The organism is Maribacter corallii, assembly GCF_047345415.1.
Classification (GTDB): Bacteria; Bacteroidota; Bacteroidia; order Flavobacteriales; family Flavobacteriaceae; genus Maribacter_C.
Window position 1 is genome coordinate 463,182 of sequence record NZ_JBLFEP010000001.1, and the last position, 13,297, is coordinate 476,478.

The 13,297-nt window shown below is 44.4% G+C and carries 7 protein-coding genes; 3 read left to right on the plus strand and 4 right to left on the minus strand.

The genetic code is table 11. From position 1 onward, the window contains the following. Positions 1-309: 309 nt before the first annotated feature. Complete coding sequence (trxA, locus tag ACKWCA_RS02155; RefSeq protein ID WP_413976489.1) at positions 310-627, minus strand: thioredoxin; 318 nt, start codon at positions 625-627, stop codon at positions 310-312. A gap of 130 nt (positions 628-757) precedes the next feature. Continuing rightward, positions 758-5,143: a DNA polymerase III subunit alpha gene (gene dnaE / locus ACKWCA_RS02160; protein ID WP_413976490.1), complete on the minus strand. Its 4,386-nt coding sequence runs from the start codon at positions 5,141-5,143 to the stop codon at positions 758-760. A 226-nt stretch (positions 5,144-5,369) separates the two neighbouring features. On the opposite strand from dnaE, the gene ACKWCA_RS02165 reads away from it, so the two are divergent. From ACKWCA_RS02165 to rimM, 3 genes are all read left to right on the plus strand, one after another. After that, positions 5,370-6,797, plus strand: coding sequence for a sulfatase family protein (locus tag ACKWCA_RS02165; RefSeq protein ID WP_413976491.1), 1,428 nt, complete (start codon positions 5,370-5,372; stop codon positions 6,795-6,797). A gap of 110 nt (positions 6,798-6,907) precedes the next feature. Next, complete coding sequence (locus ACKWCA_RS02170; protein ID WP_413976492.1) at positions 6,908-7,549, plus strand: 30S ribosomal protein S16; 642 nt, start codon at positions 6,908-6,910, stop codon at positions 7,547-7,549. Positions 7,550-7,564: 15 nt separating this feature from the next. Continuing rightward, complete coding sequence (gene rimM, locus ACKWCA_RS02175) at positions 7,565-8,092, plus strand: ribosome maturation factor RimM (RefSeq protein WP_413976493.1); 528 nt, start codon at positions 7,565-7,567, stop codon at positions 8,090-8,092. Here the strand turns inward: rimM and ACKWCA_RS02180 are convergent. Then, a complete protein-coding gene (locus ACKWCA_RS02180; protein ID WP_413976494.1) occupies positions 8,089-11,433 on the minus strand; it encodes a VCBS repeat-containing protein in 3,345 nt (1,114 codons plus the stop codon). The genes rimM and ACKWCA_RS02180 overlap by 4 nt on opposite strands. Before the next feature lie 168 nt (positions 11,434-11,601). Then, the gene (locus ACKWCA_RS02185; protein ID WP_413976495.1) at positions 11,602-13,293 is read right to left on the minus strand and encodes a SusD/RagB family nutrient-binding outer membrane lipoprotein; all 1,692 of its coding nucleotides are present in this window, start codon (positions 13,291-13,293) and stop codon (positions 11,602-11,604) included. Positions 13,294-13,297 lie beyond the last annotated feature (4 nt).

The window sequence follows — 13,297 nt, forward strand, 5'->3', positions numbered from 1 at the left end:
TGGCCATTCACTGTTCACTGTTCACTGTTCACTGTTCACTGTTCACTTAGCACGAATTATTTTTCATCGACAATTACAATCACTACACTTCAAACCTATCACTCACTTCTCCCAGCTCCCAGCTCCCAGCTCCCAGCTCCCAGCTCCCAGCTCCCAGCTCCCAGCTCCTAGCTCCTAGCTCCTAGCTCCTAGCTTCAAAATACAAATTCCAGATTCCAACTACAAACCGCCCCTAGCCCCAAAACAAAAGAATCCCATCTCAAGAAAGACAGGATTCTATTTTCTATTCCGATTACGGAATCTAACGCATTATAGCACTGCGTCTATTGCGTCAGTATACACTTGCTTCGGAGATACTCCTACTTGACGGTTTACGATTTCACCATTTTTGAAAACCAATACCGTGGGTATGTTACGTACACCATATTTGGCGGCAAACTCTTGATTCGCATCTACATCTACCTTACCGACTACGGCTTTCCCTTCGTATTCACTACTCACCTCATCGATGATAGGACCTACCATTCTACAAGGTCCGCACCACGCTGCCCAAAAGTCAACTACTACCGGTTTATCACTCTTTAGTACTACTTCATCAAAAGTTGCATCCGTTATTTCTAATGCCATGTTTGTTTTATTTTAGAATTACACAAAGTTAGTCAAATAAATTGCTTGTTCCTTACCCGCCTATTATTCGTTTTGACTATGGCCCAATCAATGTAATTTATTGACTTTATTCAGGTTACGGGTTTTGTTTTTAATTCAGTTTATAATGCACTTCGTTTTCTTGTAACTGGTGCAATAATTCACTCGATATTTGCACTTTCTGTTTTCTTGGGGATAAATTGACCTTGATTTCCTCTTCCATTTCATAGACGATAAAATTTAAGGTATGACTGCCACTATGGGAGACCAAAGTATCTTTCAAATACCGAATGCGTTCCTCCTTTAAATTGGCGATATTCAACTTGATGGTCAATTTTTTGGCGTAGGCTTCCATCACTTCCTGTAACAACATGAAACTATTGAACTGCATGCGAGGGTCCCCTTTTTTACCCGTATCTCGATTGACCCAACCATCACGCACAAAGATTTTCACGTAAGCAAAGGAATTGATCATCAAGAAATGACGGAATTTGAGATACTCCTCCCCAAAAATCCGAAACTCAAATGAATCGGTGTAGTCTTCCATCGTAAAAGCGGCCCATCCTTTTCCATTTTTGGAAACGCGATGTTGCACATCGGTAATCACCCCGGCCATTGACAATTCGCGATTGACATAGTTCTCGAGTTCGTTGGCGCAAGAAACACTGGCATTGCAAAAGGCTTCGATTTCCGTTTTGAAATCATCCAACGGATGGCCTGAAATATAGATTCCGACAACTTCTTTTTCCCTACGAAGTTTCTCCATAGTACCCCATGCCTCACAAGGAGGCACTTCAGGTTCTGGAATCTGTGCTTCACTGATGCCCCCGAACATATCCATTTGGGATGAATTCTTGTTCTCTTGGTACTTCGCAGCCGATTTGATCACCTTTTCCAAAAAGGTGATGCCATCTCCAGTATCGTGAAAATATTGTGCCCGATGTGTAGTTCCGAAAGAATCAAATCCGCCTGCAACGGCTAAATTTTCAAAGGCTTTCTTATTCGCGGCCCGAAGATCGACGCGCTTCGCCAAATCGAAAACGGATTTGAAGTTGCCATCTTCCTTGCGATGGGCCACAATGGTTTCCACCGCCGAACGGCCGACCCCCTTAATGGCACCCATACCAAAACGTACCGCCCCATTTTTGTTGACCGCAAATTTATAATACGATTCATTCACATCAGGGCCTAAAACCTCAAGCCCCATTCGTTTGCATTCTTCCATGAAAAAGGTCACCTGCTTGATATCGTTCATGTTATTGCTCAAAACAGCCGCCATGTATTCTGCAGGATAATGTGCCTTGAGGTAAGCGGTCTGATAGGCGATATAGGCGTAGCAGGTAGAGTGGCTTTTGTTGAAGGCATAGGCCGCAAAAGCTTCCCAATCTTTCCATATCTTTTCCAAGACTTCCCTAGGGTGTCCGTTCTTTTCACCGCCATCCAAAAACTGTGGTTTTAGTTTTTGGAGTAAGGCGAATATCTTCTTCCCCATGGCTTTTCGAAGTACATCGGCATCACCCTTGGAAAAACCTGCTAATTTTTGGGAAAGCAACATCACCTGTTCTTGGTACACCGTGATACCATAGGTCTCCTTCAGGTATTCCTCCATATCCGGAAGGTCATAGGCAATCTCCTCGTCGCCATGTTTTCTTCGGATAAAACTAGGGATATACTCCATTGGACCTGGGCGATACAGGGCATTCATGGCAATAAGGTCATCGAAAACAGAAGGCTTTAGATCCTTCATATGTTTTTGCATCCCCGGCGATTCATATTGAAATATTCCTACCGTATCCCCACGTTGAAAGAGCTCATAGGTCTTTTCATCGTCTAACGGAAAATCGTCCGGCACCAATTCGACCCCATGTTTGGCCTTTACGATCTTTACGGTGTCCTTGATCAAGGTCAAGGTCTTTAATCCCAAGAAATCCATCTTCAATAGCCCGGCACTTTCAACGACGGAGTTATCGAATTGCGTCACATACAAGTCAGAATCCTTGGCCGTTGCCACCGGAACAAAATTGGTAATATCATCAGGGGTAATAATCACGCCACAGGCATGTATGCCCGTATTTCGAACCGAACCTTCAAGGGTTCTGGCCATTTTTAGGGTCTGCCCCTCCAAATCATCACCTTCCGAAATATTCAGCAGCTGATGTACTTTCTCGAGATCGTCCGCGCGAAATTTCTTTTTCAGGTCCGTTTCCGACTGTCCGAAGATCTTTCCTAACTTCGACATGGTCGGAATCAACTTCGCAATCCGGTCCGCATCACCCAGGGGCAGGTCCAGTACCCTGGCCGTATCACGAATGGAAGACTTCGCGGCCATCGTACCATAAGTGATGATCTGTGCGACTTGGTTTGCACCATATTTATTGATCACATAATCCATCACACGACCTCGACCTTCATCATCGAAATCAATATCGATATCGGGCATAGATACCCTATCCGGATTCAAGAACCGCTCAAAAAGCAAATCGTATTTCAAGGGGTCGATATTGGTAATCGTCAAACAGTAGGCGACCACGGAACCTGCTGCAGAACCCCTACCGGGCCCAACGGATACATCCATGTTACGCGCCTCCCGAATAAAATCTTCTGTAATCAAAAAATAGCCCGGATACCCCGAATTTTTGATCGTATCCAATTCGAAATCGATACGCTCTTCGATTGCCGGCGTGATGACTTCATATCTTTTTTTGGCCCCTTCATACGTAATGTGGCGCAGGTAGGCATTCTCACCGCGATTACCTCCATCAATGGCATCTTCGGGCACTTTAAACGCTTCGGGAATATCGAATTTGGGCAGGAGTACATCTCGTGCCAATTCAAAAGGTTCGATTTTGTTCAAAACCTCCGCCACATTTAAAATCGCATCCGGAAGGTCTTTGAACAGCTCTTTCATCTCTTCTTGAGACTTGAAATAGTATTCTTGATTGGGTAAGCCGTATCGATACCCACGCCCCCTGCCGATAGGAGTCGCCTGTTTTTCACCATCCTTCACGCACAGGAGAATATCATGGGCGTCGGCATCCGCTTTCGCGCAGTAATATGTATTGTTCGTCGCGACCATTTGTACCTGGTGCTTTTTGGCGAATTCGATCAATACCTGATTCACACGGTTTTCATCTTCTTGGCCATGTCGCATGATCTCTATGTAGAGATCATCGCCGAATTGTGCTTTCCACCAAAGCAAGGCCTCTTCCGCTTGCTTCTCCCCTACGTTCAAAATTTTACCGGGTACCTCGCCATACAGATTACCGGTCAGCACGATAACGTCTTCCTTGTACCGTTCAATTACCTTTTTATCGATTCGAGGTACATAGTAAAATCCGTCCGTATAGGCGATCGAGGACATTTTGGCCAGATTGTGGTACCCTTTTTTGTTCTTTGCCAAGAGCACGATCTGATAGCCATAATCCTTTACGTTCTTGTTCGTATGGTCATCGCAAACGAAAAATTCACATCCGATAATCGGTTTGATCTCGGTTTCCGATGGCAGCTCTCCTTTTTCGACTGCCTCGGCGTTTCTTGTCTTCACCCCGTTGTTATGTGCTTTGATTTCCTTTACGAAGTGAAAAGCGCCCATCATATTCGCATGGTCGGTAATCGCCACGGCCGGCATTTGGGCATCACCGGCAGCCTTTACCAGGTCACGAACAGCAATAGTGGATTGCAACACCGAAAACTGTGAATGGTTATGCAAATGCGCATACTGCGCCTCCTCGAGGGTTTGTACGTTTTTTTGGATCTCGGACTCCGATACGCCACCAGTGTCTTTTTCCCATAATGCATCCGCTATTTTTTTGGAAGCTTTTTTGAGATTGATATGCTTGAGTCCGATCAACTGGATTTCTTGAGGATTCTCGTCGGAGAAATTCTCATAGTAGTCAGGCTGTACATCCAATTTTTCAATGGGATAGTGTTTCCTTCGGAGGAGTTCCAAGAAGCAGCGGGTAGTGGCCTCCACATCGGCAGTAGCATTATGCGCTTCGCCGAAAGGCTCACCAAATAGGTGTTGATGTAATTCCGTTAAGGTCGGAAGTTTAAATTTACCCCCTCGTCCACCGGGAATTTGACAAAGCACTGCGGTTTCTTCGGTACAGGTATCCAACACCGGAAGATCCTGTAAGGGGTTTTCAATCGCAAATCGATGAAACTCGGCCCCCATGATATTGACATCGAAGCCCACGTTTTGGCCGACAATAAATTTGGTTCGCGCCATCGCCGTGTTGAACTTTTCAAGCACGTCGGCCATGGAAACACCCTTTTGCTCTGCCAGAGCCGTAGATATGCCATGGATCTTTTCGGCATCGTACGGAATGTTGAATCCTTCGGGTTTGACCAGATAATCTTGATGCTCCACCAGATTGCCCATTTCATCATGTAGCTGCCAAGCGATTTGAATACAGCGCGGCCAGTTATCCGTGTCGGTTATAGGGGCATTCCAATTCTTGGGCAACCCAGTGGTTTCGGTATCGAAGATCAAAAACATATATACTCGTGTCGAATTATAAAAAACGAAATTCCAAATTTCAAACCCTTAACATTGAAATTTTCGGCTTGACCATTGGAATTTCCGACTTCAAAAAAGTACCCCTAAAAATACGGAAAAGGTGCAGTTTGAAAAAGGGGAGTTGTTAGGAGTTATTAACGCCACAATTTCGAATTCATGAATATTGGGAACATTACCTATATTTAGGGAAACCCAAGGTTCAATTATGAAAAAAACTACCATTATCCACTTAATGCTATTCGCCCTACTTCTCATAGGTTGTAATGCAGAAGAAAAAAAAACCGATACGACCACCCCGGATAACCGAACACCCAACTTCATTGTCATCTTTGCCGATGATCTCGGCTATGGGGATTTGGGAGCCTATGGCCATCCCACCATCAAAACCCCTCACTTAGACCGTATGGCTCAAGAAGGTCAAAAATGGACCAACTTCTATGTGGGCGCTAGTGTCTGCACCCCAAGTAGGGCTGCTCTTTTGACCGGAAGACTTCCGGTTCGTAGCGGAATGGCGAGCAATACACATCGGGTATTGTTCCCTGATTCGAAAAATGGCCTACCCGCTTCCGAAATCACGCTCGCCGAACAATTGAAAAAAGTCGGATACCGCACCGCAGCTATTGGAAAATGGCATTTGGGCCATAAGGAACAATACCTCCCAACAAATCATGGGTTTGACTATTACTTCGGCATCCCGTATTCCAATGATATGGACATGGTCGATGGGCTATTACCGTACTGGGACTATTGGCAACAACCCAACGATTCCATTAAGACCGAACATTTCAATGTACCCTTGCTCCGCAATACGGAAATCATTGAAAGACCTGCGGATCAAAATAACATCACCACCCGGTATTCCCATGAGGCCGTTTCATATATCAAAGAGAATAAAGAAGCGCCTTTCTTTATTTATCTGGCCCACAACCTGCCCCACATTCCTCTGTTCGCATCGGATAAGTTCAAGGGCACAAGCGAGAGAGGACTCTACGGTGATGTCTTGCAAGAAATCGATGATGGCGTCGGCAAAATCATCAAAACATTAAAAGATGAAGGGTTGGCCGAGAATACCATTGTGGTGTTCACCTCGGACAACGGACCCTGGCTCCCCTTTAAGCTAAATGGTGGTTCTGCGGGATTGCTAAAGGCAGGAAAAGGCACCACTTGGGAAGGCGGTATGCGCGAACCGGGTATCTTCTGGGGGCCCGGTACAATCGCCCCCGGGCTCGTCACTGAGATGGGGTCAACTATGGACCTGTTCGCCACCTTTAGCAGTATGGCAGGCGCACCGCTCCCCGAAGACCGAATTCTTGACAGTCATGATTTAAGCACTGTCTTGCTTCAAGGAAAAGAAAGTCCCAGAAAAAGTCTTATCTATTACCGGGGCACAGAAATATATGCTGTTCGCCATGGGGATTTCAAAGCGCATTTCTTCACGCAAGGGGCCTACGGAGAGTTTGGGGAGCGCCTGGCACATGACCCTCCATTGCTCTATAACCTCAGCCACGATCCGGGAGAGCAGTTCGATATTGCTCAAAAACACCCTGAAATCCTACAAAAAGTAGATTCGATAAAAGCGTTGCACCAATCAAAATTGAAACCAGGCATAGATCAATTGGCCGATAGGGAGTGAAGTAACCCAATAAAGTTCTTGCCTATAATGGAAATTGAAGTATATTTGCAGCCCGTTTGGGACAAAATGAATTAATAATCAGGGTCGGGCACCCTACAAATTAATGTGATATGCCAGTTAAAATTAGATTACAGAGACACGGTAAAAAAGGAAAACCATTTTATTGGATCGTAGCAGCAGATGCTAGAGCAAAAAGAGATGGTAAATTCTTGGAGAAATTAGGAATCTACAATCCGAATACCAACCCAGCAACAATCGAATTAAATCTTGACAACTCAGTTCAGTGGTTACAGAACGGTGCGCAACCAACTGACACTGCTAGAGCGATATTGTCTTATAAAGGAGTTCTTCTGAAGCATCACTTGTTAGGTGGTTTGCGAAAAGGAGCTTTGACCGAAGAGCAAGTGGAAGAAAAGTTCGACGCTTGGTTAAAAGAAAAAGAAGCATCAGTTGCTGCCAAAGTAGGTGGATTGGACAAAGCCAAGGCAGAAGCTAAAGCCGCTGCTTTAAAAGCTGAAAAAGAGGTAAACGAAAAACGTGCCATCGCAGCTGCGGAAGCAGAATTACCAGAAACCCCTGAGGTGGTTGAAGGTGAAATCGAAGTTACCGAGGCCGCAAGCGAAGAAGTTGCGGAAGCTGTGGTTGAAGAAGCTCCTGTTGCTGAAGAAGCGCCAGCTGTTGAAGAGGCTCCGTCGAAGGAAGAACCTAAAAAAGAAGAGGCAGCACCTGCTGCATCCTCTGAGGAAGAATAATATACTTTAGGAACGATGCGAAAGGAAGACTGTTTCTACCTAGGCAAAATCGTTTCGAAATACAGTTTTAAGGGTGAAGTATTGGTGAAAATCGATACGGACGAACCCGAATTATACGATAATATGGAATCAGTTTTTGTTGCCCTGCGCAACAATCTGATTCCATTTTTTATTCGCAAATGCCGCTTGCACAAATCACAGTTGCTGCGCATCGATTTCGAGGAAGTGAACTCAGAGGATGATGCCGACAAGATCATGGGTTCAGAACTCTATTTGCCACTTTCCTTTTTGCCGGAACTTACCGGTAATAAATTCTACTTTCACGAGGTGATCGGTTTCAGGGTGCTCGATAGCATCCACGGCGATATCGGAGTCATTCAAAGTGTGAACGATACCACTTCACAAGCCCTCTTTGAGGTCTTGAAAGACGAAAAAGAGCTATTGATCCCCATCAGTGATGACATTATTGCCAAAGTGGACCGAGAGCAGAAGGTGATTCATGTGACTACGCCCGATGGGCTGGTCGATTTGTATTTGGACTAGTCACGGTTTAGCTCAAAAATTTCCAGTTTCTCAGCATTGCTACCGGCCAAAAGACAAGTAGCTCCATCTATAGTTATGGTTTGTACTATTTTCACATCACCGGACAGATGCAATCCGGTGGTACTGGCATTCAATGGAGTAAAGGCACCCATTCCTTGATTGATCAGCACCAAGCCATAACCCGCATCGTTGCGTGGCGTTTCGATTTCCGAACCAAACATATTACCAGCGACAATCAAATCTTCTTGTCCATCGCCATTCAAATCTTTTATGACCATGTCATTAATGGAAGAGAGTTGAGCCATATCAGGAAAAGGTATGAATTCAAAACGCCCACTTCCGTTGTTCTTCAAAACCCCGCTTTTAAAATTATAGCTAGATAGCCGCAATGCATTTTGAAGTTTATCACCTCCATAAATTTCAGGAAGGGTCGATTTCCCAAATTCATCATAGGTGGGCATTACTTGTTTTATGGTAGGAATTTGCTGAGATGAGCACTCCCTTCCGCGAACTGGGAATAAATCGCCAAAATTGTAGTACCCCAAGACCAGGTCTTTGTTTCCGTTGGCATCGAAATCATGATAATACAACTCAAACGGCTCATCGGTATTGGCTTTATATTTATAGTTCTCCCCTAAATTACCCAAGATATAGTCATCATCGCCATCATTATCGATATCAAAGGCCTTCACGGAGTAATACCAGCCTGAAAGGCTATCCAAGACTTGGTCTTTTACTTTTTTGAAGGTATTGTTCTCATTTCGGAAAAAAGTGGGTGACATCCATTCGCCTACAATACACAGATCGGTATCCCCATCCGAATCAAAATCGGTCCATGACGCATCGGTTACCAGACCAATGCTTTTCAATTCAGGTGCCGCTTCCGTATTGACGTTTCGAAACTTACCGGCTTCGTTTCTCAGAATATAACTGGTTTGTGGCGTTGGATAATCACCAGGAATATGTCTTCCACCCACAAAAAGATCCTCAAAGCCATCTTTATCATAGTCGGCGATACGTATTTTAGAACTACTGATATATAGATTATCCGGCAGCAAATCCAATCTTTTTACAAATTGCCCATTGGTATTCTCATATAAACGATCGCGATAATTTGGGGAATTCGCTTCAAATTCATTCCCCCCACTGGCGACATAAAGATCCAGGTCTCCATCATTGTCAAAATCAAAAAACTGCGAGGCCACATCTTCAAAGATCGAGTCCTTTAAAAAGGTCTGGTGTATCTTGAATTGTCCGTTAGGCAATTGACTATACAGGGTTGACGCCGTACCAGTGCTCTGTCCCAAATAAATATCATCAAGGCCATCCGAATTTATATCGCCCACCGCGACAGATGGTCCAAACCGCGATAATTTATGGGGCAATAACAGTTGCTTGTCATAGTCGTCAAAATCATTTTCCTCATGGTTCATACGAATATCCAAGGCCAAGCTTTCGAACATCTTGGATACCTCCCTTTGCTTCTTGCGCGTTATCTTCTTTGAATCATAGGTAACCGTTAGGTGTTTATTGGGCTCAATTTGTGATACTTTTTGCCTTTCCCCTTGAGGCCAGTATACAATCAAGGAGTCCACCTTACTTTCCTTTCCCAAACCTATATGCAACCTCGGGGATATAGAAGATTGGTAGCCCCGTGTGAGGTAGTTTTCATACAATTGCTTACCGCCCTCGGTATATACCAGAACTTTGGCTCCTATTCCAAGATTGTTCTTCGGCATCCCTTTTAAACTCACTTGCATAAAATTTGTTTGCCGTTGATCGGAATGGTTTTCCAAGACTTGCGCTTTCTTATCTACATTGTTGATGACCAAATCAAGATCTCCGTCGTTGTCAAGATCCGCATATGCCGCTCCATTGGAGTAGTCCTTAGCCGCATTTTGCACCCATTTCTCAGAAACGTTCTCAAACCTTAGCCCCCCTTTGTTCGTATAAAAGTAGTTGCGCTGAGGGCGATGTGGGGTTCTGTTGACCAATGAATTGATTTTTTCAGGATTAGAGAGTGCATCTGGGTTTGCCCTTTTAAACTCTTGCATACCCTTGTAGAAGTCTTTATTTCGAAAATCCCTCTTAATACCATTGGATATAAAAATATCTTTCAGTCCGTCATTGTCAAAATCAGCTAGTAAAGGCGCCCAGCTCCAATCGGTATTCGAAATTCCACTGATTTGCGCCACGTCCGAAAAGAAAGGGATACCGGTAGAATCAATATGGGTACTATGTTTTTGCAAGGCGTTGTACATGTACTGATAATGCTTTCCTTGAGCCACATTATTCTCGAATTTCTCAGGATTCATGCTGGCCATGCTTGTTTTCATCCCGTAATTATCTTCCGATACCATGTCGAGGGTGATAACATCCACAAAGCCATCATTATCAAAATCGGCGATATCATTTCCCATTGAGAAGTTTGATATATGATTGGTGGCTTGCTTGACTACTTCTTTGAACGTACCGTTCTTTTGATTGATATACAAATAGTCTCTTTCATCATAGTCATTGGATACGTACACATCGGGCCATCCATCTAAATTCATATCACTTACCCCTAAACCAAGGCCGTAGGAAATTGCATTGGAATAGATGCCGACTTCTTTCGTTTTATCAACATATACACCATTTTCATTACTATAAAACTTATCCCCTAACTGGGAAAAAGCCTCTCGACTGGCTTCTGCACTGAAGGTCTGAGGGTTATGGTTCATCAAATACATGTCTAGGTCACCGTCGAGATCAAAATCGAAAAAGGCTGCCTGAATCGAATAACTCGTATCGTTTATACCAAAGGCCTTTGCCGCTTCCTCAAAGGTGGGAATACCGTTTTCATTAATGCCTTGATTGATATACAATTCATTTTCCAGTAGCGAAGCTTTACCATAGGGCCCGGATTTGCACAGGTAAATATCCAACAAGCCATCTGCATTAATGTCTACCATGGTCGTTCCTGTAGTCCAGCCCTTTTTACCCCTAACCCCGGAGATTTCGGTTATCTTCTCGAATTCTAGATTTCCTTTGTTGAGATAAAGCTGGTTGTCATTAAGGTTGGACGTCAGGTAAATATCTTCGAGACCATCATTATTGACATCGCCTATGGAAACACCCCCGCCATTATAGACATATTCGTATACAAAAGAATTGGTCAATTCATTTTCGGGAATATGATTAACGAAGTCAATATTGGAGTGTCTACTCGGTACCTCTTGAAATAGATAAGTGGACTCTTTGGTGCTACAAGCGCCCATCAATAACAAAGACAGTACTACACAATATAGATCAAAGCGTCGATACGCGGCCATCACTTTTGATTTACGGGTCTGAATCACATTTTAGGTTTGAACCTCAGAGATGAAGTGTCTCTATTCAAAAATACATTTTCTTATCAGTTTTCAATTAGCTTCCTCCATTGAGGACGTGCGAACTTACACAAAAAATAGAGGAGGGTTTCCCCTCCTCATTCATGAACTAACTCAAAACTAACTCAACAAATTAAGTTACTGTGCGAACCACAGGGTCGTACCTTGCATATCTTCGCCTTGTATCGGTGCCACATCGGCGAAATTAGGATTGTCTTGGGCGCCTGAACCATAGCGTAATCGCTGCGGATATTTTCCGTTCAGCGTTCCTAAACCATAAATAGTTTGATTTGACACGCCAGCGGCAAGCTGACTAGGGTATCCTGTCTCTCTAACTATGGACCAGGCCTCGAAGCCGTCCGTATAACTTGCCAACCATCTTTGGGTGGCTACTTTTTCAAGTTTTTCATCCAGCGTTCCCACTGAGATATCCGCCAAGGGAGCACTTGCGATATAAATATCAGCGTCACCTTCGGAAATTCCCCATAGCTTCATCGCTTCTTTAATACCACTTGCCATCAAGGCTTGGGGATCACCATCAGCGCCGGACATGCCTTTCAACGCCGCCTCCGCCTGAAGGAAATAAGACTCTGCACTACTCAAAATAATCTCAGGATACGCATCTACTTGTGATCCCTTTTGCTGTATCACTTTTTCACTTGGTGTGCTGTACATATCATAACGCATATAGGGGTACGTATCTCCGTTTGTTCGTACAGGTTGTCCTATGAACTGCCCTGAAGCCACTTCTAATATCGTTTCCCCATCCGCAGTAGTCATGGTATACTCGGCACCCGATTCATCTAGTTTGGCAATGACAAAATCCAATCGTTCCTGATAGTTTGGATCCGGGGTTTCCGGATTGTCTATAAAGGAAAAGCTACCCCCTTTTGCCGGCTTTGCATAGACCGCTAATCTGGGGTCATTATTCTCTTGCAGAAGATTGATCAACACATCGCTCACCGTCCAATCGGAGCCTCCCCCGAAGTTGTACCAGATATCGCCATAGGCAGCTGCGGCCCATTGACTGATCACAAAATCCTTTTTCATGACCACACTGCCACTGGCATCATCTAAAAGTGGGGCTGCTAAGGCCTCACTGATCGCGTTCGCCGCGAAACTCTCTCCTGGCGCGCCTATAGTGCGCATTCCTATTCTCAATTTAAGTGTATTGGCCAAACGCTTCCACTGCTGCAGATCACCCCCACAATAGATATCGTTTTCCCCAGCATCATCAACTCCGATACCGGTTCGTTCAGTTGAGCCGATGATGGCCATGGCCTCATCCAAATCATCCAAGATGCCTTGATAGACCACATCTTGCGTATCGTATTTAGGCGTTAAAATATTTTCTTGTCCGGCCTCGGTGAATTGAACCATACCAAACGTTTCCGTATACATTTGATAATACAGCCCCTTGATAATCAAGGCCATCGCATACATGTATTCGTTTTCAAGCTCCGCACCTTCCTTCACTTGATCAGTAAACCCTTTGATGTTGCCTAAATAACCTGCCATCCAGCCGAAAGTAGCATCTGTATATCCGGCGTTATAATCATAACAGAGTTCATCGGCCCACCATGAAGAATTGTGTCCAAAAGTAAAATGACCTGCAAATCGATCCGCATGGATCAAGTGCGCCCTCCAATAGGGAAACCTATCGGGAGAGTACAGTTTAAACTGTGTGTCGGTCAAAAAGAACTTCGCACTCACTTCATCCGCAAGGAAGCCATTTTGATCCGTGTTTATTTCATCAAAATCATCGGTACACGATGCTAAAGCGGCCAAACACAAAAAGCCCATTAGAATTTTTCTTATTTTTTTCATCATAACA

Coding starts and splice junctions, on each gene's coding strand:
- rimM (WP_413976493.1), top strand. CDS start 7,565: ATGCGAAAGGAAGACTGTTTCTACCTAGGCAAAATCGTTTCGAAATAC.
- ACKWCA_RS02165 (WP_413976491.1), top strand. CDS start 5,370: ATGAAAAAAACTACCATTATCCACTTAATGCTATTCGCCCTACTTCTC.
- ACKWCA_RS02185 (WP_413976495.1), bottom strand. CDS start 13,293: ATGATGAAAAAAATAAGAAAAATTCTAATGGGCTTTTTGTGTTTGGCC.
- dnaE (WP_413976490.1), bottom strand. CDS start 5,143: ATGTTTTTGATCTTCGATACCGAAACCACTGGGTTGCCCAAGAATTGG.
- trxA (WP_413976489.1), bottom strand. CDS start 627: ATGGCATTAGAAATAACGGATGCAACTTTTGATGAAGTAGTACTAAAG.
- ACKWCA_RS02170 (WP_413976492.1), top strand. CDS start 6,908: ATGCCAGTTAAAATTAGATTACAGAGACACGGTAAAAAAGGAAAACCA.